At 42.2% G+C, this 23,079-nt stretch carries 19 protein-coding genes; 13 read left to right on the top strand and 6 right to left on the bottom strand.

The features are described 5' to 3' along the window. Positions 1 to 269: 269 nt before the first annotated feature. Positions 270 to 1,184 (top strand): diguanylate cyclase, encoded by a 915-nt coding sequence (locus AAEU28_RS15695; RefSeq protein ID WP_421964978.1) that lies wholly within the window; start codon positions 270 to 272, stop codon positions 1,182 to 1,184. Here the strand turns inward: AAEU28_RS15695 and AAEU28_RS15690 are convergent. Continuing rightward, a complete protein-coding gene (locus AAEU28_RS15690; protein WP_421964977.1) occupies positions 1,181 to 1,579 on the bottom strand; it encodes a YbaN family protein in 399 nt (132 codons plus the stop codon). The genes AAEU28_RS15695 and AAEU28_RS15690 overlap by 4 nt on opposite strands. A 185-nt stretch (positions 1,580 to 1,764) precedes the next feature. Between AAEU28_RS15690 and AAEU28_RS15685 the strand changes: the two genes are divergently transcribed. The 4 genes from AAEU28_RS15685 (at position 1,765) to AAEU28_RS15670 (ending at position 7,592) form a co-directional block, all read left to right on the top strand. Next, positions 1,765 to 2,616: a D-hexose-6-phosphate mutarotase gene (locus AAEU28_RS15685; RefSeq protein WP_421964976.1), complete on the top strand. Its 852-nt coding sequence runs from the start codon at positions 1,765 to 1,767 to the stop codon at positions 2,614 to 2,616. Positions 2,617 to 2,752: 136 nt separating this feature from the next. Next, positions 2,753 to 3,007, top strand: a complete 255-nt coding sequence (locus AAEU28_RS15680) for a hypothetical protein (protein ID WP_421964975.1) — start codon at positions 2,753 to 2,755, stop codon at positions 3,005 to 3,007. Between the two features lie 114 nt (positions 3,008 to 3,121). Beyond that, a complete protein-coding gene (locus AAEU28_RS15675; protein WP_421964974.1) occupies positions 3,122 to 5,995 on the top strand; it encodes a TolB family protein in 2,874 nt (957 codons plus the stop codon). A gap of 181 nt (positions 5,996 to 6,176) precedes the next feature. Beyond that, complete coding sequence (locus AAEU28_RS15670) at positions 6,177 to 7,592, top strand: sensor histidine kinase (RefSeq protein ID WP_421964973.1); 1,416 nt, start codon at positions 6,177 to 6,179, stop codon at positions 7,590 to 7,592. Positions 7,593 to 7,683: 91 nt separating this feature from the next. On the opposite strand, the gene AAEU28_RS15665 is transcribed toward AAEU28_RS15670, so the two are convergent. Beyond that, entirely contained in the window at positions 7,684 to 8,850 is a 1,167-nt protein-coding gene (locus AAEU28_RS15665) for a tetratricopeptide repeat protein (protein ID WP_421964972.1), read from the bottom strand. A gap of 199 nt (positions 8,851 to 9,049) precedes the next feature. Between AAEU28_RS15665 and AAEU28_RS15660 the strand changes: the two genes are divergently transcribed. Both AAEU28_RS15660 and AAEU28_RS15655 read left to right on the top strand, forming a co-directional pair. After that, positions 9,050 to 9,661 (top strand): hypothetical protein, encoded by a 612-nt coding sequence (locus AAEU28_RS15660; protein WP_421964971.1) that lies wholly within the window; start codon positions 9,050 to 9,052, stop codon positions 9,659 to 9,661. Positions 9,662 to 9,973: 312 nt separating this feature from the next. Further along, positions 9,974 to 10,261, top strand: a complete 288-nt coding sequence (locus AAEU28_RS15655) for a hypothetical protein (RefSeq protein WP_421964970.1) — start codon at positions 9,974 to 9,976, stop codon at positions 10,259 to 10,261. Positions 10,262 to 10,352: 91 nt separating this feature from the next. Here the strand turns inward: AAEU28_RS15655 and AAEU28_RS15650 are convergent, their stop codons facing one another. After that, positions 10,353 to 12,869, bottom strand: a complete 2,517-nt coding sequence (locus AAEU28_RS15650; RefSeq protein WP_421964969.1) for a zinc-dependent metalloprotease — start codon at positions 12,867 to 12,869, stop codon at positions 10,353 to 10,355. Between the two features lie 281 nt (positions 12,870 to 13,150). Here AAEU28_RS15650 and AAEU28_RS15645 point away from each other — a divergent pair, with 281 nt between their 5' ends. From AAEU28_RS15645 to AAEU28_RS15625, 5 genes are all read left to right on the top strand, one after another. Further along, positions 13,151 to 14,311 carry an efflux RND transporter periplasmic adaptor subunit gene (locus AAEU28_RS15645; RefSeq protein ID WP_421964968.1) on the top strand — a complete coding sequence of 387 codons (1,161 nt, stop codon included), beginning with the start codon at positions 13,151 to 13,153 and terminating at the stop codon, positions 14,309 to 14,311. A 10-nt stretch (positions 14,312 to 14,321) separates the two neighbouring features. Further along, complete coding sequence (locus AAEU28_RS15640; RefSeq protein ID WP_421964967.1) at positions 14,322 to 17,471, top strand: efflux RND transporter permease subunit; 3,150 nt, start codon at positions 14,322 to 14,324, stop codon at positions 17,469 to 17,471. Positions 17,472 to 17,636: 165 nt separating this feature from the next. After that, positions 17,637 to 18,188 carry a hypothetical protein gene (locus tag AAEU28_RS15635; RefSeq protein ID WP_421964966.1) on the top strand — a complete coding sequence of 184 codons (552 nt, stop codon included), beginning with the start codon at positions 17,637 to 17,639 and terminating at the stop codon, positions 18,186 to 18,188. 75 nt (positions 18,189 to 18,263) lie between these two features. Beyond that, positions 18,264 to 20,327, top strand: coding sequence for a S9 family peptidase (locus tag AAEU28_RS15630; protein ID WP_421964965.1), 2,064 nt, complete (start codon positions 18,264 to 18,266; stop codon positions 20,325 to 20,327). 70 nt (positions 20,328 to 20,397) lie between these two features. Then, the gene (locus tag AAEU28_RS15625) at positions 20,398 to 20,823 is read left to right on the top strand and encodes a hypothetical protein (protein ID WP_421964964.1); all 426 of its coding nucleotides are present in this window, start codon (positions 20,398 to 20,400) and stop codon (positions 20,821 to 20,823) included. Here the strand turns inward: AAEU28_RS15625 and AAEU28_RS15620 are convergent. Continuing rightward, complete coding sequence (locus tag AAEU28_RS15620) at positions 20,791 to 21,264, bottom strand: Dps family protein (RefSeq protein WP_421964963.1); 474 nt, start codon at positions 21,262 to 21,264, stop codon at positions 20,791 to 20,793. The genes AAEU28_RS15625 and AAEU28_RS15620 overlap by 33 nt on opposite strands. Before the next feature lie 297 nt (positions 21,265 to 21,561). Between AAEU28_RS15620 and AAEU28_RS15615 the strand changes: the two genes are divergently transcribed. After that, positions 21,562 to 21,771, top strand: a complete 210-nt coding sequence (locus AAEU28_RS15615) for a hypothetical protein (protein WP_421964962.1) — start codon at positions 21,562 to 21,564, stop codon at positions 21,769 to 21,771. Between the two features lie 13 nt (positions 21,772 to 21,784). Here AAEU28_RS15615 and AAEU28_RS15610 read toward each other — a convergent pair whose 3' ends face one another. Continuing rightward, positions 21,785 to 22,390: an alpha/beta hydrolase gene (locus tag AAEU28_RS15610; protein WP_421964961.1), complete on the bottom strand. Its 606-nt coding sequence runs from the start codon at positions 22,388 to 22,390 to the stop codon at positions 21,785 to 21,787. A gap of 119 nt (positions 22,391 to 22,509) precedes the next feature. Further along, positions 22,510 to 23,046 carry a YaeQ family protein gene (locus tag AAEU28_RS15605; protein WP_421964960.1) on the bottom strand — a complete coding sequence of 179 codons (537 nt, stop codon included), beginning with the start codon at positions 23,044 to 23,046 and terminating at the stop codon, positions 22,510 to 22,512. Between the last annotated feature and the right edge of the window lie 33 nt (positions 23,047 to 23,079).

The raw sequence follows: 23,079 nt of genomic DNA, 5'->3' as shown, positions 1-23,079 counted from the left end.
CAAAAGCTGTCAGGAAAAATCACTTTGGCTGAGCAAAAAGAATTTACTAAACTAGTATAGTTAGGTTTGGTGTCTGATTTTAGGTATTTAAGTTGTTGTAATCTTGGTCGATAAAGGTATTTAATGGTGACACGCTTAGTTGTTATATCTATCACAGTTAATTAAGTAATTTATTTTGAAAATTGGTATTCGTATCAGCACTTGTTCAGATCGATTAAGTTAAAAGCTGCAAGGTGTACTCCCAGAAATATAAATGGAAAAGTTGAGTTATGTTTAAAGATGTCAGTGACCTTGCTAGTTGTGAAGTGTTAATCGTTGATGACTCTGAGCTCATGCGCAGGCTACTAGTGGGGTGTCTGCAAGAGATATGTAACGTAAAAACAGTCGAGTCAGCTGAAGAGGCAATTGCCTATTGCCAAGAAGAGCAGCCAGACTTAGTTTTGATGGATTGGGTACTAGAGGGCATGTCAGGGCTTGAAGCCTGTAAAAAAATGCAAGCAACGCCAAAGTTATCTGAAATCCCGATAGTATTTGTTACTTCTAATGCCAATGAAGAAAGTCAGCTACAGTGCTGGGAAGCGGGCGCTGTAGACTTTGTGCCAAAGCCAATTGTACCGAAAACCCTGCAAAACCGTGTAAAGACTCATTTAAATTATAAGATTCAAGCAGATATTTTACGTAACTATTCTTTTATTGATGGCTTAACAGGTATTTATAACCGCCGTTTCTTTGATACTGAAGTAGAAAGACTACTGAAGCAGCGCCATCGTGCAGCTCATTCACTTTCTATGATCATGATTGACATCGATTTCTTCAAAAAATATAACGACCATTATGGGCATTTGGCGGGTGACGATGTACTAAAGCAAGTGGCTGATAAGCTAAAAGAAATTGTCAGAAGACCGCTTGATTCGGTATGTCGCTACGGCGGTGAAGAGTTTGTCGTGTTGCTACCAGATACCCCTTTGCAAGGTGCGAAGATTATTGCCAAAACCTTGGTACGTGCAATTGCTGGTATGGAACTAGAACATAGCCAATCTGAACATAATGTTGTGACCATTAGTGCGGGCGTTGCGTCTGCCACCAAAACATGTGCCTCGGTTGAGTCGTTGATGCAAACTGCAGATGAGGCGCTATATCAAGCAAAAGACGCTGGGCGCAATACCTATAAGTGTGCTGACTAAATACTGACAGGCGGTGCAGATGGTTTAGACAGAATATAAACCATCACCGCCACTTCAATACTTGCAACCAGTATTAACACCCATAGAGCGGGTTGGCTGTACAGCAAAATCATATACCCAAGTAGCATCCCCAAACCGGCTCCCCATTTGCCTTTGATAGGAATAACTTGATGATCATGCCAAAGTCTTAACGGCTCACCGAATTTAGGATGAGTGAGTAGCCAATTAGCGAATTTGGGTGAAGAGCGTGTGAAGCAGGCGAGGGCGAGAATAAAAAAGATGGTGGTTGGCATCACAGGTAAGGCCATGCCGACAAAGCCAAGACCGACAAAAATGATCCCAGCAGCATGAAGCCAAAAGCATTTATTAAATAGTTTAGGACTACTTTTGCTCATTAATTAATCTCGCCAACATGTAATATTTTAAGCTTATCACAGAGTTATTAGTTTGCGAGTTTTTCAGCAACATTGATGTATGACGTTTGCATGAAGATGCTTCATTTGGACGTTTATATGTTTACTCTGAGTAGGGTTATTCGGTAATGTAGTTGAGATATCAAAATTTTGAAGTTAGGTGAATTATGGAACTTTCAGCATCAGTTTCTATCCAGCGCACGGAGTCTGGACTCGAGTATTTAAATGTCGACGGTCCGCGTTGTAGTGCCAAAATCTTTTTACAAGGTGCACAACTGACAGAGTTCACGCCTGTTGGCAGAGGCAATTTAATCTGGGTGTCAGAAGATGAAGACTATCTAGAGGGCAAAGCCGTTCGTGGTGGTATTCCTATTTGCTGGCCATGGTTTGGTGTGCACAGCGATCCTGATTGGCCAATTCATGGTGTGGCACGAAAATTAATGTGGCGTGCTGAAGAAGTGAATGAAAGTGATGAAGCCATTGTGATTAAGCTTTCTTTACCTATGACTTTAGTTGATGAGACTTACTGGCCGCATAAATCTAAGCTTGAAGTTGAATTTCATTTAACTGAACAATTAAAAGTGAGTCTAACCAACACAAACTTGGGTGATACTGCATTTACTTTAACTCAAGCGCTGCATACTTACTTCCCGACGCCAAATATTGAAGCGACGACAGTGGATGGCTTACAGGGCTCGAAGTTTATTGAGTTTGGTGAAGGCCCATTTGATCAAAATGAAGTTGTTGGTTTCGCTCGTGAAACAGATATGGTGTATATCCAGGCGGCACCGGTACAAGTTATTAGAACACCAGACGGTAACATTGAAGTGGGTCGTGAAAGCTCTACTTCTTGCGTGCTTTGGAATCCGTGGATTGAAAAGTCTAAGCGTTTAAGCAACTTTAGAGATGACGAATATAAAACCATGCTGTGTCTAGAAGCAGCAAATGTAATGGATGACGCTGCTACCGTTGAACCGGGGCAAAGTCATACGCTGACAACGACATTGCGCTGGGTATAAACGCTTTTCATTCATTTTAAAAAGCTGCATTGCATGATGTGGCTTTTTTTATAAATCAAACTTGATAATGATTCTTATTTGCATATAATCAATTTTAAGGATGGTGTCTGACACAGTACAAATTAGGGAGAGGGTGATGATCTTTGTTTTAAGTTTAGCTGTCGTTGTATTAATGATAATGGCTTTAGTCAATATTAGAGCGTACACACCGCTATTTAAATATTTGCATCATATTGCGACTTGGTTAGCGGCGGCAATCATAGCCAGTGCCATGTTTTATGTTGGGTTAAGTATGTTGTTGGCGGTCACTATGTTTGTGGTGGCTGGTGGTATTTTGGCGTTATTTATCACGTTGGCAAAGCCAGAGCAGGGCGAGAATAGCTTCTTCTGAATCCCCTTGGTTTTGGTTACATAACACCATGTTACAATTTCATACGGCTTGCCTACATTCTTAACAATGTGATTCCCTTATGCTTTACGCATATTTGAGAAAGGATCACGGAACATGCATTCAGTTATGAAAAAAGTCGCCGTTGGCTCACTCATGTCTTTGTCGAGTATGAGTTATGCCGCGCCGATGTGGCAAACCATAGAAACCGAACATTTCAATGTACATTACACGCAAGGACATAAGCGCTGGGCAGAATCTGCCGCACATGAGCTTGAGTTAGTTCGCAATAAAGTGCTTGAGCAGCAAAATCGTAGCCTAGGAGCCAAAGCCGATGTGGTGGTCTTTGACCCTTACCATGGCGCAAATGGCTTTGCTATTCCAAGTACCGATAAGCCCCTAATGGCGTTATTTACCACGCCACCACAATCAGACACCGTGATCTCTAACAGCAGTGGTTGGCAACAGCTATTGGTTTTGCATGAGTACATTCATTTGGTGCATTTATCTCAACCTAATCGCAGTACATGGCGACAAACACTTCGTGATGTATGGGACCCATACGATATCGCGCTTGCGATCATGCCGCGTTGGGTGGCAGAAGGGTATGCCACCTTGATGGAGTCGAAAATGACAGGTCGAGGTCGTTTATTTGATAACTACACTGAAGCCCTACTCACAGAGTTTGCTCGCCAAGGTGCATTATTGCCTTATTCAGCGCTCAACAATGGTAACGACAGTTATTTGAGTGGTTCAATGGCGTACCTAATCGGTGTGCGTTATTTGGCATGGCTAGAAAAGAACTATGGTGAGCAGACCCTAGACGCTGTTTGGACCCGAATGCAAGCGTTGGAGTCTCGTGATTTTGACGAGGCGTTTAAGGGCGTATTTGGCGACCATCCAGCAAAACTATATAAGCGCTTTGTTGCGGAATACACTTACCTGAGCATGGCTTCTGCGCAAGACTTACCTGAGCTGGACGCTAAGTTATGGCATGACTTTAAGTTTGATGCTAAAAACCTACGCTTATCGCCGAGCGGTGAATTCATTGCCGTCACAGAACGCGATAGCAAAGGTCGCATTGAGCTCAATATCTATGCGACAAAAGACAATGAAAAAGCTGAAAAAGACTTCAATGAAAAGCAAAAGGCTTTACTTGCGGCAGATCCTAAAGATGTGGCAGATAATGCGCCTGAGACCTTTGGCCGAGTAAAAAAACATACACTCACGCCAAGTAATTTTTCAGGCATTCGCTATGCGCGTTGGAAAGACGAAAATACTCTCTATTTCGTTGCATCGGTGCAAAAACCAAACAATCAGCATGCAGTGCAAGGCGAATTATTTCAGTGGACGCTCAATGATAACCAAGTTACACAGTTAACCAATGATGCGGGTATTCGTCGCTTTGCGATAGATAAAAACAACAATGCTATCGTGGCTGAAAAAGTACGCTACGGTTATTCTCACTTAGTGAATTTAGAGCTCAACAATGGGTCTGAAACCATACTTTCCAGCAATCAACTGGGCGATACATACGACTATCCTGAGATCTCTGAAAACGGTAATAAACTGGCCTATTTACAATCAGGGCTGAATCAAAATTGGCAGCTGTATGTGCGAGATATGCAAACACAAAACAGCTTTCAAGTACCCACCCCGAAAGGTTATCAATTCTTAACTCAGCCCAGTTGGTCCAAAGACGGTAATACCTTGTTTTACGTAGCCGGTGTAGAGGGCGCGATTAACCTATATGCTTATGACTTTAGCAGGCAGCAATTGTTGCAGTTAAGCCAAGGCCAGCATGTGGTGAGTTTTCCACAGCAGTTAAGCGACAGTGAATTGCTGTATCTAGGTGTTTCGTCAGAAGGTCCTGATGCTTACACACTGGACATTAATACTACTGCTAGCATTGTCACTGAGTTGAGTGACACGAAGCAAGCCCCTAAACTTTCAAATGCCGCCGTGCAACTTGATGATGCCCAAATTTATCAGCAGCCATTGCAAAGTAAACCCTATGATAAGTGGGATCACAGTGCATCCATGACCTTGGGTTCGCAGTATTACAGTGCCAGTACTGAGGTATTACATCTGGGTGTGAAGGGATCTGACTTCCTAGAAGAAGTAAGCTGGCATGTTGGGCTAAGCAAAAGCTTGGGCGACAGCACCCTAGTTGGTGGTTTTGCCGATGTAAAAATGCAACAAGGCAACACCGAGTGGCAGGCAAAGGCGTTTTCATTTGAACTAGATACCGCAGCGCAAAGTCGTGGGGCAGAGACCGCAGCAATGGCACCGCATACACTGCAACAAACAGGGCTTAGCGCACAGGTTAGCCATAGCTACCGCCAAAATATGCTGTCATTGACAGGCCACGCTGCCGTACATGCGAGTGAACTAGACACTGGCTTAGGAAACCAAGACGAACGCTGGTTGCGCCTTGGACTGGAGCATAGATGGCAATATGACAAGCAGGCATTTGCGATTGGCCAGCAAATCAATGCCCAGTGGTTAGACGGCAAATCAGGTGAGACGGACTGGCAGGGCTATAACCTTGCTGCGACAATATTTGGCAAAGCGTTTCACATGCCTTTGTATATACAAGCTGAGCAAGCAAAGCGCGAAGATTCTCTGTTGAATGTAGGGGGCTTTAGATCGAGCCTGATTGACCAAAACATTATGGCAAATACTATTTATAAGCCTGACTTACCTTTCTTTGCGGGCGTTGCTGAGCGTTATCAAGGTTATGGTGGTGGTGTGGCAATGTCAGAGGGCGCGCCTTGGCTTTACTATCAACAGCACCAGTTAGACAACCAAGTGTTTGGGCAAAGCTATGGGGTTAAATGGACCACCTGGTTTAATGGTCGTGATTGGAGCGCGAAGTTCGCGCCTGCGGGGATCAGTGATCTACGAATCGATATAGGTTTAAGCCGCGTTGAAAGCGAACGTTTTGAAAATGAAAACCGCGCATGGCTTGGGCTGTGGTTTGATTTATAGGCGTTAATGACTTGTTGGGTTATTAAAGCAGGCTTCTTTGGTAACCCATCTTCTATGGCTATGTTCTGTAAATAGTCACCTTTGAGCTTTGAGTCATAATTAACATGTTAAAGTTGTTTCCAAAATGGGGAGTTTTTGAATTATACTATTGCGATAAAGGAGCTAATCTAGCAATAGCGATATGGATAAGTCACTCGAAACAATATTATTTGAAATTAGCCAAAGCCCAGAAATTGATAGTGGCGATCTTAAAACGGCTGGTAGTTTAATTATTCAAGCATGCTGTAAAGGGTTAAACATATCGCGCACATCTATGTGGTCAGTAGATGAAAGTGGCGCAAAATGTCACCTCCTGATTGATAATGGTGAATTTCAAACATTCGATAACTTCTTTTTGAGCCGCCACGCATTTCCTATTTACTTCCAGAATCTAGATAACGAGCGAATCATCGCTGCAGCTGATGCGGTGAACGATAAAATCACTTTTGAATTTGCTGAGGTCTATTTAAAACCTCGTAACATTGCTTCTATGCTAGACGTGCCAATACGCCGAAAAGGTAAAATGATCGGTATTATTTGCTGTGAACATCAAGGTCAGCACCTTAAGCATTGGCAAGATGATGAACTGATATTTGTATCTACTTTGGCTGAGCTGTATGGGCGGGCGATCAATGCACACCGCAGTTTGCAATATGAAGAAGCGTTACGCGACCTTAATGCAGAGCTCGACAGTATTGTGAAAAAGCGCACAAAAGAATTAGAAGCCACCATCTATGAACTTAAACAAGCGCAAGAAGAGCTCGCCGAAAGTAAAAAATTGGCTGCACTCGGAGAGATGGTCGCGGGCATAGCCCATGAAGTTAATACGCCTTTAGGTGTTGCGATAACCGCGGCGAGTTTATGTGCTGAAAAAATGGGTGCAGTCAGTACAAACCTAGAGAATAAGACATTGACCAAGCCTATGTTAAGTGATTTTTTGAGTGATTCTAGTGATGCGCTTAAAATGGTATTAGTAAACCTTGATAGATCGGCACATCTAATGAATGATTTTAAAAACGTTTCGGCCAATCAAATTAATCCCACTCGTGAGAAAGTCATAATAGAAGAGTACGTTGAGCAAGTATTAAATACGCTTAGCCCTAAGCTGAAAAAACACAAAGTGCAGGTTGAGTATAATATTGCAAGTCGTCATGCACGCTATACTAACCCAGGTCTACTCGCGCAGGTAATCTCGAATCTTGTTAACAATACCATTGATCATGCGTTTGAGACTGAACAGTCAGAGAAGAAACTAGAAGTAATAATCGAAAAAACAAAGGACCATATATATATTCACTTTAAAGATAATGGCAAAGGCATTAGTGAACAGCACTTAGCACATATATTTGATCCTTTTTTTACTACTAAAAGGCATGAAGGTAATACCGGTCTGGGTTTATCAATCTCTTACAACTTACTCAAAAAGCAACTAGGTGGAAGTTTAAGTGTCTCTTCAACAGAAGGGGGAGGTAGTCAATTTACGATGTCACTACCTGATGTATTTTCTAACAATGATCGCAAAGATAAAGTTACTTCTGAAGCTCAAATCCTCTCTTAAGCATATAAGCTTAATTGAATAGTCTTATTTATTATAGGTTTATAAGTATTATACAAGCCCAGCAATTGCTGGGCTTTTTGATTCCAAAATACTAAAGCATAAGCTCTAGTGATTTTAATTTCGCTTCGTACATCCCAGTTTTTTCTTGAGAATCAGACATTTTGATGGCTTTTTCTAAAGCTTCTTTTGCGAGGTCATGATCATTTTGTAGATAGTGGGCCTTGGCTAATTCGAAGTAAGGTTCAGGTAGATAAGGGTGTTGTTCAATGATTTTATTTAGGATTTTCTTTGCTTTTCCAAAGTGTTTCTTTTCTAAGCTTTGTTTTGCAATTAGCAAGAAATCAAATGGCGTTTTGGCTGCTTTTTCAAGTTCTTCATTAAGTCTTTCAACTAAATCAGTATTACTCTGTTGAGCGGCTAAAAATCGATATGACGCAATGAGATTACTACTTGTTAAATTATGCTGTATAGCAAATTGAAAAAGCTGTTCAGCTGTTTTGGTGTCTCCTGCGCGGCGGTGCAAAATGGCTAATAGGTTAATTAGCTCAGGGTTTTTAGGTGTGAATTTTAGAGCTTCATTGATGAGTGAGTAACTTAAATTAAAGTGCTCATCTATTAGCGCATCTGTAGCCAAGTTAGAATAAAACTTAGACACAAGGTTTGAGTAAGTCGCATTGCCAAGATAAAACGTATTTTGTTGGGGGAAATAATCTACAACTGTGCCAGCTCTTAAAATTTGAATCCAATCCTTATCTTTTTCTTCTGACTCTTTGGGGGCATAAAGTTTAGTATTGAAATGCGTAGAGACGATAAGAAGATCTTGTTCTTTTTTGAAAATAGGATATGTAGACACTTCTCTAAAGCCAGTCTCTACACCTGCGACGTTTGCGTAGGCTTGGGTTAAGATAGCTAGGCTAACACAGTTTCCTTGTTGTTTACTCTGAGACTCGCTTGCAGTTAAGGTCTCTGCGTCATATGAGAAGTAACCCATTGTGCTGTCTAAGTATCTTTCAATAGCTTTGTCAGCTCTGAGCCCTTGAGAAATATATTCATTATACTCGGTCAGAAACTTCGACTTTTCAGCTTTTGGAAGTGCGAATATCTCTTCTTCGTTAGGCACGGATATAAGCTTGAATAAATTAGGGTTTACAAGTGTTAGGGGAGAGGGGGTAGGTTCTTTTTCGGGTTTAGGTGCTGGCGTCGTGTTACACCCAGTAAAAATAAAAGTGATGAAAAGAAACATAATTAAATAACGCAAAATACAGCTCCTTGTTATCTGTCAATCTAGCTTTGCACTGCTCAATTTCTATTCTTACCTCGTATGCTTGTATTTGTAAAGTTATTCACTAAAATGCGCGCCCTCTTTTAATTATCAATAAAAATCAGTGTTTTACATCTTGTTTTATTGGTGGTTACGCCTTGTTCACTTGTTCACAATATCGTTACAGGAGCCTGCGTTGTTCGACTACTTGCCGATCGTTTCATCCCTCATTTTAGTCTTTAGTTTTTGGCCTCTAATTAATAAAGTGCGCCGTAATCGCAGTGTGTCAGGGCTGTCACTGATGATGATGAGCTTTGGTGTGGCACAGAGTAGTTACTTTATTGCTTACAATTTGTTTTTTGACCGCTTGTTTATGGTGTTGCCATTTGTGGTGACCGGCGCCTTGAGTGCGCTGATCTTATATTACTTTGTGCGCTATAACTCAGATGAAAAGCAGCGTAGGCAGTTGGCGGTGATGCTGCTGTGCTCAGTGCTGCCTTTTGGGCTGTTATTATTACCAAATACCGATGCGGCAAGTTTGTTAAATGGCCTAACCTATGTTGGCTTAGTGATGAGCTCCGTCAGGGTTATGCCACAAACTTATAAAACGATGAAAAGTGGGGATGTGTCAAACTTGAGTGCTCGCTACTTTTCGCTGCAGTTTATTGCTGGTTTAACCGGATTGAGTGCGGAGCTACATATGGCACAAGTGAGTGTGGCGCACGTACTCACGTTTGTGATGATCTTACTCACCAATGCTGCGCAGCTGGCGTGTATTCATTACTATCGCCGCCCTGCACTGGCATAACCTTCCGCACAATAAGGGTTAAAGTGGCAAGCGTATTGTCACTTTTGCACCGTCTTGGTGGTTATTCAAAGTGGGTTTGTTAAAAAGCTAAGATGCAAGAGTAATAAAGTTTTAATTTCTTATTTTACCTCTTAATGGCTGAGTTCAGTGCGGCAACGAATAGCAAGGCCTATTTAAATGCATAAAACCTTTTGATAATGATTCATATAGTCATACCTTGTTGCATTTTTTTACGATTTTAATTTTCTAAAATTGGGACTGATGGGTATATTGCATAATAGACAAAGGTGACTAAGGCTGAAGGAAATGTTCGTGTTGATAAAGACCTTACTTTTTAAATTGTTTAAACAGCAGGCCAGCAAAAAAGTGGCGGGTATTGTAGTTGAAAAAGCGATGCAACAAGGCATGGCATATATGGCGAAACGCGGCGAGCAGACAGAAGATGACACTATGTTGTTTGCTGCGGCGTTAAACAGCTTGGCCAACAAAGGGTTAGAAGACGGCGTTTATCCACTTGAGTGTGGGCAAAAGCGTTTTAATGTGACCATTCGAAATCAAGGTATTGTGGCTATTCAGCCGATTGAAGCCAGCAAAATGTAGTTGAATAAGTTTCACCTTAATTAGAAAAGATAAATAAAAAGGCCAGCATATACTTCGCTGGCCTTTTAACATCACAATGCAAACTGAGTGATTAAGCGTCTAATGCTTTCTCGATTAGGCGCTTAATGTAAGCATGATGTGCTTTAGTGGCTGTGTCAGCGCCCCAAGGTGCACTCATGTCATTAATTTGTTGTAACTGATATAACGCTGCTGCTTTAGCAAGGTTGTCATATCGGCTTGGTTTACCAAGGCCTGCAGCCGCGATTAAGCGGTTTACATATTCAACCTGTAGGTTTTGGCTGAATGTGCTTACTGCTTTGCTCTTCACAAAAATGCCAGCGGTTAAATCAGTCATAAAGTCGTTTAACGCGTACTCATTACCGTATAACGCCGTGTCAGATAAACGCTGTAACACATTTGGGTGTAACAGTTGGTTCAGCACTGATTTCTGCATGCCTAAGACCATTTTGTGCGCTTTCGGATCTTCGTTCTTACCATAGTGGTTGAAGCCACGACGCTGTTGCTGCATGTAGTTATACAGAGGCTGCATGTTTGCCAATACGTTTGGTGCAAATACTTTGTCAGTAAGTGCTTGCATCGCTTCTTTCTGGCGCGCTAGAGGTACAGGTGTGAATGGTTTTACATCATCAGCCGTGCCAACTACGTTACGCTCAACATATACGCCACCAATTTGACGAGAGATCACGTCAGCTTGGCGCTTATATTGACCGAACAGTACATTTGCAGAGGTTAATAGCTGTTGGTGTGATTCACCTTGTACACGTGCAGTGTCAGTTAGCTTGCCTAGTAGGCTGTCGATAAGCTCCATGCGGTCAACACCGTAGGCTACAGGGTTCGACGATAAATCACCGATCATCACACGTGGGTCAATGTGACGACCTGGAGCACGCATATCATCTGCGTCATTACCGAATGTTAGTTTTGGATCGTTTGAGCGAGATAGAATTGCTTCAAGGCGCTTTTCTTCTGCATCAGCCGTGTTTGCTGCAACGCTGTAGCCGTATTCAATTGCCCAATCATCGTAAGGACCCGGGCGAGTTTGGAAGATATCGCCTTGCTTTTTACCAAGTGGTGCAATGTTCGCTGGCGCATAATCCATCACTGAACCAGTCACGATACCTTGTGTTAGGTTCTTATCATGTACTTCGTTTTCATCCCAGATGATAGACGACTTCATGTTGTGGTTAAGACCTAGCGTGTGACCCACTTCGTGTAAAATAAGTTGCACAAGGGCTTGGCGAAGCATTTCTTTACGCTCGATATCGCTGCCCGTTGATAGGCTGGCTGTCATCATTTCGCCTTGTAGCTCATGGCCTAATGAACAGTTCATCGCATCATGTTCACCTAAATCGGCATTGCTGTGGCTCATTGCACCTTGGCTATAAAGTGTGTCGTAGATCCAACGGTTCTTCATAAACACATACTCAAGCATGATGTCTGAACCTAAGATCTCGCCCGTTAATGGGTGCGCAAGTGCAGGACCGTAACCGCCGAAAGGAGGGCGAGGTGAAGAGGTCCAACGTAACACATTGTAGTTAATGTCGCCGGCATCCCAATCTGCATCATCAGGTTGTACTTTTACAACCAATGCGTTTTTGAAACCGATTTTTTCGAATGCACTATTCCAAGCCAATACGCCGTCACGGACTGTGTCACGCCATTCAACTGGCGTGGTGTTTTCAATCCACCACACAATTGGCTCTACAGGCTCAGATAATTCAGCACTTGGATCTTTTTTCACTAAGTCCCAACGCTTGATCACGTCATTGTAAGGTGTCCAATCAGGAGATGTCATCACGTCGAATTGATTTGTGAAGTAACCGATGCGCGCGTCGTCTTTACGTGGCTGATAATTGTTTTTAGGTAGCGCCACAAAGCTGTGTTGAACTTTGACAGACACAGAACGTGGATCTGTTACTGCAGCAGAACCACGAACACTTGGGTTCGGGTTGCTAAATACATAATCAACAACAATGTCTAAGTTGTTTGAATATGGACGCTGTTTGATGATGCGAGATTTCTTGCTATCAAGCTTGCCCACGTTAAAGCGTTTGCTGGCATTTTTGTCACCAGCGCGCTTCCAAGGTGATACTTTATGTAATGATTCACTTAAGAAGATTTTGTCGGCTTTAAATGCAATTTTACCATCTTCTTGTTTTTCAATTTTTACACTAGCCAGTACCGCTTCACTGATGTTTGCTTCGCTTGCACGTGCTAGTGCAGTGTTTTCTTCAAACTGGTAGCGTGGTGTTTTGCTGATGATATCGATGCGGTTGAAATGCTGTCTAAATTCAATCAGTTTAGTTTCGCGGTAGCTACCACGAACATGACCAGCATCCGTTACACCGTCAACGGTATGTGCAAAATACACAAAAGGGGTGTTTAATTGGCTTTCTTCTAAAACCAATAAGTGCTCACCTGTTTTCTTATCTTGGTAAAGCTCAAATACGCCTTTGAATGCGGTTTTGTTTTCAATCAGACTGGCAATGGTCTTTTCTTTTTTATCTTCTTTTTTCTTATCGGCAGCAATGGCTGCTTGGCTAGCAAAAGTCAGTGCTAGCGCAATTGAAAGGGCAGTTTTTTTCATAAGTACGCTTGTTAATTTTTCTTTGGATTTTTTAGTGTACCGAATATGACTTATAAAACCATAATGATGCGATTGATGACATAATTGGGCCAGTTTAAATATTGTCAAGTGATTGATTTAATTGTCTTTAGATTTTGTAACATAGTATGTAAAACCGAAAGCCTGTCATTCATCGTATTGGCTGTAACAGATTCTTACAAATGTCACATTTTTCTTGGTATTAATCTTGTTAGTATAGAAAGTAGAGAAGGCTAGAAAATTTTTTAATAGGTGAAATCGTTATGCAAACGAAGGTACTAAAATGGATATTCCCTGTCGCAGCTATTGTTGTTGGGATGATGGGTGCACAGGGCATCAATGCTCTAGCAAATGAGCCAGATGCAAAGGAGCAGGTAGATACTAGACCTGTCGTTGCTGTAGAAGCGGTTTCAGCACTTGACCATCAAGTTGTCATTAACAGCTATGGTGAAGTTCAACCTTTTGAAAGTACTAGGCTTTCAGCTCAGGTTTCAGGCGAAGTAGTCGCTTGGCACGACAACTTCGTAACCGGTGGCATTGTCGCCAAAGGCGAGGTGTTACTGAGTATTGAAAAAGATAACTATGAAGCGGCTGTCTTACAAGCAGAAGCAGAAGTAACACGCGCAGAAGCTAAACTGATTGAAGAACAAGCGCTTGCAGACGTGGCCGCCGATGAAGCAAAACGTTTTCCAAATAAGAAACACACTGATTTATTCCTTCGTAAACCGCAGCTTCTAAGTGCGCAAGCTGCGTTAAAATCAGCTAAAGCAGCACTTAAACGTGCACAACGAGATTTAGACAACTGTGATGTAGTTGCGCCTTACGATGCGTTAATTGTTTCTCGTGATGTAGGTTTAGGTCAGTTTGTCAGCATGGGTAGCAGTATCGCACAGCTTAATAATATTGAGCATGCTGAAGTGATCATTCCGGTTGCAGGGTTTGACAGCGCCTTTTTACCAGAGCGTATTGAGGGTTTAGATGCGACGATCACTCAGACGGGCTTAAACGGTTTTACCCGCTCTGCAAAAATTCACCGTGATTTAGGTGTGGTTGATAAAGCAACGCGTATGGTGAATCTGGTTGTTAGAATTGCAGATCCATATGGGTTACAGACGCAGCAGCCACAAGTGAAGTTTGGCTCATACGTACAAGTAAACTTCTCTGGTAAAACGTTAAATAGCATCTATCGCTTGCCGCAAGATTTGGTCAATAACAACACAGTATGGTTGTTAAATAGCGAAGGCCAACTTGAATCTCGCAAGGTGCAGGTGATCCGCGAAGAAGGTGAGTACTTCTACGTGAGCACAGGTCTAAAAGACAACGAAAAATTAGTGACTACTTTACCTGAATACCCGCAAACAGGGATGTCAGTAAAAGTTGCTGGTTCAGATTCATCTAAAGCTGAAACTACAGACAAGCTTTAAGGAGTAGCAGATGAGTCAAGCTGAACTTGAAAAGCAAACCGGTTTAATTGCTTGGTTTGCGAAAAACTCGGTGGCGGCCAACTTATTGATGGTTTTCATCATCATTATTGGTCTGTACACCTATAACACCATTCAAAGGCAGATGTTTCCTAATGTAGAGATTAACTACATTACGGTTGCGGCAAACTACCCGGGTGCTTCACCGCAAGAAATCGAAGAAAGTATTCTGATGAAGATTGAAGAGGCCTTGAAAGATGTCACTGAAATCAAAGAAGGGGTGTACCGCGCAAACCGAAATGGCGGTAGCGCGACATTAGAGATTGATCCTGATGTTGAACTAACTGACGTGTTAGACAAGGTAAAATTGCGTGTCGATGGCATTGCGACTTTCCCTGCAGCGATGGAACCGGTCACCATTAATCAGATTGAATTCCAGCAGCAAGTCATAGAAATGACTTTATCGGCTGATTTACCGTTGACCGAATTAAAACCGATGGCAAAGCGTATTGAAGATGAGCTTTTGCAACTCAACAATGTGTCATTGGTGGACGTGAGTGTCCCTTTAGACGAAATCGCCATTGAGATTAAACCGGATATGCTGCGTCAATATGGTTTAACTATTAACGACGTGGCAAGTACGATTCGAAACTACTCTGCTAACTTCTCTGCAGGTCAGCTACGTACTGACTCAGGCATCATCTCGGTGCGTATTGAAAACCAGTCTTATAATGGCGACGAGTTCCGTCAGCTACCAGTAAAAATTGGTGCGCATGGCGGTAAAGTACTACTGCGAGATATTGCAGAAATCAAAGATGAATTTACCGAAGGTGAACGTTACTTCAAGCTAAATGGCAAGAACGCGGTATTCATTTCTGTTAAGGCAACTAAAGAGCAAAACATGGTACCGGTTGCTGAGTCGGTTAAGAAATTCATTGAGTTGAAAAATCAAGAGCTACCAGCGGGTGTTGAGCTGAAATCATTGGTTGATATGACCTATTACTTAAATGGTCGTCTAACCATGATGAAGAGCAACTTATTACAAGGTATGTTCTTAGTGGCCTTAATGCTGTTCTTGTTTTTACGATTCAAGTTAGCAATGTGGGTAACCATTGGTATTCCAGTATGTTTCTTGGGTGCGGTAATGTTAATGCCAGTACTGGGTATTACTATTAATGTGACCTCATTGTTTGCCTTTATCATGGTACTGGGTATCGTCGTTGACGATGCGATTGTAATCGGTGAGAGCGCCTACACTGAGGTAGAGAAAAAGGGCCCAGGTGTTCACAACGTGATTGTGGGTGCAAAACGCGTTGCTACGCCAGCAACCTTTGGTGTACTGACAACTATGGCTGTATTTGCGCCACTCATGTTCTCGACAGGGCCTGAGAGTGCCAACTTCATTAATATCGCTGGTGTAGTTCTGCTGTGTTTGTTCTTCAGTTTGATTGAATCTAAATTAATTTTGCCTGCGCATATCGCTGCGATTAAGTTTAAGCCACTAAAAGAAGATAGCTGGCGTCATAAGTTTAATACTAAGTTCTTTGGTTTTGTGAATGGGCCTTATCGTCGTTTTGTGAAACTCTGTGTAGAGTGGCGCTGGACTGTGTTATGTGCTTTTGTTGGTATGTTCATCGCAAGTATTGCTTTGAGTAGCAGTGGTATGTTGCGTACCTTGTTCTTACCAAAGATCCCACATGATTTCCCAAGTATTAACATTACGATGAACGATAATGTGTCTGATGAACAGACGATTGAGGCGATTAGAAAACTTGAGGCTGTAGTGCTGAATGTAGATAAGCAAATTCAGCAAGAGTATGGCGCATCTATGTTACGTGATGTCATGGTATTTAACCAAGGTCGCACTGAAGGCCGTCTACTCGCACCACTCGTTGATGAAGAAGCGCGTCCGTTTAATACCTTTGAGTTAACGCGTCGTTGGCGTGAACAACTACCTGAAATTGCAGGTATGAAGTCAATCCAAATCGACGATGAAGTAATTAACATGGGTGGTAATGGTGATTTCGGTTACTTATTGTTTGGCTCTGACATAGATACGCTGAATGCAGCCGGTCGCCAATTGATCAGTATGCTGCAGACCGAAAAAGGCATCTTTGATGTGAGTTCAACCATTGACCCAGCAAGTAAAGAGATACAGTTAGCGCTCAAGCCTGTTGCTTATGAGTTGGGCTTAACTCTACGTGATATTGGTTCTCAAGTAGGTGCAAGTTTCTACGGTGGTGAAGCGCAGCGTGTTATCCGTAACGGTGAAGAAGTACGCGTTATGGTGCGCTATCCAAAACTGACTCGTGAAGCTTATTCTTCATTAAAGCATACCGTGATCAAAACACCGCAAGGTCGTGAAGTGATGCTAGGTGATGTGGTTGAGATCTCTGAAAAACCGGGTATCAGTTATATTCGTCGTGAAGACGGTTATCGCACTGTGTATGTGTACGGTAACATCGATGAAGAGGTCGTAGAGCCTAATGCTGTTACCAAACGCATTGACGATGAAATATTACCTGAACTTATTAAGGCGTTCCCGTCTGTTAAAACTAAGCTAGGTGGTGCGATTGAAGAGCAGCAAGCGCAAACGAATGAGCAAATCGTATTCTTCATTATAGGTATGCTATTAGTTTATATCTTATTGGCAATTCCGCTTAAAAGTTACTCTCAGCCACTGATTGTTATGTCAGTTATTCCGTTTAGCTTGGTCGGTGCGTTATGGGGCCACTTAGCATTTGGCTTAGATTTAAGTCTGATGTCACTTTACGGGATCATTGCCGCAGCGGGGGTTGTTATCAATGACTCGCTGGTAATGACGGATTTTGTAAACCAATCTCGTAAAGCGGGTCACTCATTAAAAGAAGCGGTGATTGAAGCTGGTTGTGCAAGATTCCGTGCGATCACGCTTACATCAATTACAACTTTTGTGGGCGTATTGCCGATCATGTTTGAAACCAGCTTGCAGGCAATGTTTGTAATTCCAATGGCCGTGTCTCTGGGCTTTGCTGTTGTGTTTGCGACATTAATCACACTATTACTCGTACCGTGTTTGTACATCATACTGACTGATATTCGCAATATATTCGGTAAGGGTGGAAGCTTGATTAAGCGCGCTGGTAATGCGATTAAGCCTAAAGGTAAGGTACAAAATATCTAATATCCTATTTTAGAGAATATCTAGGCCAGCATATGCTGGCCTTTTTTATGTAGAATACAACACGATTATACAAAAGTAGTAATTAATATTTGTTTTGTAGTAAAAAGGTTGAGATTGAGGTGTCTCTCGTTATAATTTAGCTTCGTTCTTTATTTTGAGATAGTTATGCTTAGGCGCCCATTGATACTTGATGAATGGCAACAGATATCAGTATTAAAACAGAATCGTCACCTGTATGTGGGCGATGCTGTCACTGCGCATTTCTTCACGCCAGAAGGTGAAGTCGAAGCGTTTCAGCTCACTTTAAACATTGCTTATAACGCAATGCAAACATCACAATATTGGACGCGAGAACTGGCAAACCTCATTAATTTTCATCTTCCCCTTGTGAAGGTGGGTAAAAAAGCTTTATTAGGTTGGGAAGTGGGTTACGGAGAGTTACCTGTCCTTAGCCACCCAAGTAGTGGTATTACTCAGTTCGAACTCAGCTACCAATGTACTGCTAAGCCGAAAGCGCGAAGTGATGAAGCGCACACGCAAAACATCTATCCTCAGCAACCGCAAAACTATCAGCCAGGTACCAGAGTATGGCATCCAGCAACAGGGCGTTATTACAAGTGTAAAGCTTGGCCATTTAGTGAATATTGCCGTGATATCAGCGGTGATTTTGAGCCTGGGATAGGTGCTTTGTGGGAAATGGCTTGGGAAGTGTGCTGAGCTATATCGCATTCCCTTTTCAGGTCGTTTGACTATGGTACACTGCTGCTAATTAACTTATTTAAGGAAAGGCAAGTGAGTCAGTCTATTTCAGCCCCAATTGCAAAAAAAATCCCCCATGTTTTAGAGACGCATTCAGAGCAACGCGTCGATAACTATTATTGGATGCGTGACGATAATCGCCAAGACCCAGAAATACTGGCGCACTTAGAGGCTGAAAACGACTATCTAAAAGCGGTCATGGCACCTCACGATGCTCTAAAAGTTCAGCTGTTTGAAGAAATGAAAGGGCGTATTGTAAAAGACGACAGTTCAGTACCAGTAAAAGATGGTAAATACTGGTATATGAGCGAAGTGGCAGGTGACAACGAATATGCGTTTCACTATCGAGCAGACAATGCCGAGATGCAAAACAAGCAGTTGCTGCTGGATATCAATGAGCTTGCTGCGCCATACGAGTATTATGATATTGGCGACATGGCGGTGAGCCAAAACGATGAACTGATGGCCTATAGCGAAGATACTGATGGCCGACGTATTTATAAAGTTAAGTTTATCAACTTAGAAAGCGGCGAATATCTGTCTGATGAGCTAGAAAATACCGAAGGGCAAGTGGTGTGGGCCAATGATAATCGTACGGTTTTTTATGTAAAAAAAGACCTACAAACTCTACTCGGTTTTCAAGTGTTCAGACATGTACTGGGTACCCCTCAATCAGATGACGTGCTCGTTTATGAAGAGCAAGATCGTCAGTTTTATATGGGCTTAGGAAAAAGTCGTGACGATAGCCAAATCTATATTTATCTAGCAGCAACCGAAACATCAGAACAATGGGCGCTCGATGCTAATAATCCGGAACAGGCATTTGAGTTATTGTGCCCGCGTTTAGAAGGCCATGAGTTTGGTATAGATAAGTTTGCAGAGCAGTACTTCATTGTCTCGAACCACCAAGCAAAAAACTTTAAGCTCTGTACAGCAAAGCTAGAAGACATCGCTGATATTACACTGTGGCAGACACAGATAACACATAGAGACGACGTACTGATTGAGGGGTTAGAGCTTTTCAATAGTCACTATATTGTGACTGAGCGTTGTTTAGGGCAAACACGTTTTGTCGTACATGACTATCAGGGTGGTAGCCATACATTGGCATTTAATGATGTGTGTTATAGCGCGCATTTGGGCAATAACCCCGAACCAGAATCAACTGCCGTGCGCATTCATTATTCAAGTCTGACTACGCCGAGTAGCGTGTATGAATGCGACCTAGCCACAGGTGAGAAGCAGTGCTTAAAGCAGCAGCAAGTACTCGGTGGTTTTTCAGCGGATGACTATGCCTCTGAGCGCTTACACATTACGGCGCGAGATGGCGTTAAAGTGCCAGTCTCTTTGGTATATAAAAAGTCATTATTCAAAAAAGATGGCTCTAATCCTATGCTGCAGTATGGCTATGGCGCCTATGGCATCACCATAGATCCAAACTTCTCGAGTAATACCCTGAGCTTATTAGACAGAGGGTTTGTTTATGCCATAGCGCATATTCGCGGCTCTGAAATGTTAGGTCGAGAATGGTACGAGCAAGGCAAAAAAGCCCATAAGCAGAATTCCTTTAATGACTTTGAAGATGTGACCCGTAGCCTTGTTGAACAAGGTTATGCTGATGCATATAAAGTCTTTGCTTCTGGTGGTAGTGCGGGTGGCCTACTAATGGGAGCAGTGGTAAACCAAGCGCCACAATTGTACTTAGGGGTAGGATGTCATGTGCCATTTTTAGACGTGCTCACGACCATGCTTGATGAGTCAATCCCGCTTACGACGAATGAGTATGACGAGTGGGGTAATCCAAATAACGAAGCTGATTACCAAACTATTAAGGCATATTCTCCTTATGACAATTTGCTGCCACAAGCTTATCCACATATTTTGGTTACGACAGGCCTGCATGATTCGCAAGTGCAGTATTGGGAGCCGATGAAGTGGGTGGCGAAATTACGCGAAACTAAAACAACAGACTCTTTATTGTTATTCAGAACGGATATGGGGTCTGGCCATGGCGGCGCAAGCGGTCGTTTTAAGCGCCTTGAGGAAATTGCCCTAGAACAGGCATTTTTTATTAGCCTGCTTGAACAGGCGTCTTGATAAGACGCTATACTTTTAAATGTCTAAGACGGGCTGTGACCTTAACAGTCCTGTTTTAATAGGGGTAAAGATGAAGTTTAAAGCACACGGTTTATGGCGTGTTCATATTGAAAATGCGACGATTTATATTGCGTTGAAAGGTGGGTTCAATCGCGAAGGGGTGATTGATTTTCAAAATGATATTATTAAGCGTGTTATGTCAGAGCCAACACCTTGTGATAGTGCTGTACTAAATCTCTCTGAATTTGAAATGAGTACCTCAGATAGTTTGGAGGCAACTAAAGAATATTTCGAAGGGGTAAAGCAACGAGACTATAAATGGGTCGACTATATTGGTGTGAATCCAATCGCTGAGCATTTACTAAAGCAGTTGTGGCAAGGGGCAAAAACAGAGATCTGCTTTTACCCCGATGAGAAGGCTTATATGAGTGCTAAGCCTGAGCATATGAAGCCTTTAGCTGAACTATCCCAAATAAGCTTTGAGCATCCACACTAGTTTCTCTTGCTCTTTAATATAGTCGCTCATTAGAGCGGCTGTACCTTCATCTTCTGCATCACTTGCCACACCTAAAATCTCGCGTTGCTGTTTTAATAATAGCGTGAAGCCATTCAGTAATGTTGTCACCGCTTCATTACCATCAGTGATGTTTTTCGCTTCTTGAATTTCAGCACGCTCTAAGTAATCACTAAATGCATGCAACGGCTGGCCACCTATGGTTAAGATACGCTCCGCTAGCTCATCTACTTTTAACAATAATTGGTCATAAATCTCTTCGAACTTTAGGTGCAGCTCAAAAAAGTTTTTGCCTTTGATATTCCAATGAAAACCACGGGCATTCATGTATTGAATTTGGTAATTACTTAATAAGCCATTTAGTTTGATTGTTAGGTCTTCACTTGCTTGTGTTGATAAACCGATATCGCTGAACTGTGTCATGTTATTTACTCCTATTGTTTGCATGGGAGTAAGTATGGGGTATGTGCTTTGATTGGTCTAACGGGATATAACAATAACTGTAATTCAAAAAAGCGATTGGTTAGGTGTTATTAATCTATGGAATAAAGCTTGCCAACATTAGCTGGTTTGTTTGCTTTTTGACCTGTAAATTGATCTATAACAAGTTGGTGATAGGGGGTATAAATACCAGAAATAGAACTTGATTTAGGTCAATAATCACACAGGCATGACGCGCATAATGGATCTGTAAACAGACAAAAATCAATGGGTGTCATCATGGAACTAAAAACACAATCTCAACATAAAGCAGAAATCACCGTTGTCGTTATCGCGTTACTGGCATTTGTCGTCGGTCTTGTTGGTCATTTAGCAGGTGCGAGCTTCGCAAACTCAGATGCGTTTGGGTATATTGCAGCACCAATCCCACTGATCACAGGGGTTATTGCATTTGTGGCTTATAAAATTGCTGAAAAAGGCGATCACTAAGCAAGCGTTCAAGTCACTCTGAATCAGTTAGAAGTGACAATACATAGTCGGTGACTTTGCGTGAATAAATCATACTGGTATGGCTAACATGAAACACTTTGTGTTCTGCCATACCCTGCAGTTTTGTCTCTTCTAATAGTACTGTGCCATCAGAGCTACTGCCTTTTTGTAATATAGGCATCAACCCCAAAGGTAAATCTCCAGCAATGCTGTAAAGCCTTGCCTTGTAAGGCCAATCTTGGTTGTCTGAAACCAAAAACTCCACACTGTTTTTTAAAAAAACATCGAGCCCTTTTTCATGCATCTGCTTGGCAAATATGCTGCCTTTGTGGGGCGTGCCCAAGGTAATGACCTTCTCAACCTGCTTACTGGTTGCTGAGTGGTTATCTAAATAGGCGCGAGCGATTAATCCGCCCATTGAGTGGCAAACTAGCGCAGCGCTATCATTACCAATAAAGTCATCGATTTGAGAGAAGATCTCTGATTTATCAGGGCTAAGGGTATTGTACGTAAGGTTTAAAATCTCAAACTGATGTTTTTTAAGTTTGTTACACAATGGCTGCATCACGAAGCCAGACATATAAAGCCCATGCAAAACGATGATTTTATGTATTGCCATTGTGCCTCCAATTTAAGTCTTCCCTGTTTCGTTGAGATTACTCTAACAAGTGAAACTGAGCCGGCGCTTAATTAATCGTTGAAAACCAATTACAGTTTAAATTTTACCCATGATGATCACTATTTCCAGATGGTTGGGATAATGTGCACACTTTGTTCTTCATCGCTTACCCAAATTTCACCATCTTGCACTGTCACGGTTAAATTCATGCCACGTTTTACCATCGTCGCAAGTTGTGAGGTTGCCTCATACGGTAAACTGATAACCGATAGATTATCGTGGCTATAAAGCTTAGGTTGATTCTTTTGCCACCAAATCTCTTGGTTGTTTTCGCCATAGCAATATAGCACCACATTTTTAGCACGATTACAGGCTTTCTTAACGCGTTTTTCATCTGGTAGACCTAGCTCTATCCAAAGCTCAATCTCTTCATTATAGTTTTTCAACCACACTTCAGGCTCATCATCAGCACATAGACCTTTGGTGAACTCCAAACGTTCTTGGTAATGAAGTGCAAACGCCAAAATGCGGATCATCAAGCGCTGTTCATTTTCAGATGGGTGTTGCGCCACCGTTAGAGAAAGTGTTTCGTATACGTGTTTATCCATATCGCTCAAAGCGAGTTGCGCTTTGATGATGGTCGATTTTAAAGCCATTGTCTTCGTTCATGCTAGTAAGAATGGCAGCAG

This window comes from Pseudoalteromonas sp. SS15, from assembly GCF_049257195.1.
Taxonomy (GTDB): domain Bacteria; phylum Pseudomonadota; class Gammaproteobacteria; order Enterobacterales; family Alteromonadaceae; genus Pseudoalteromonas.
This window is presented reverse-complemented; position numbering and strand designations above follow the sequence as displayed.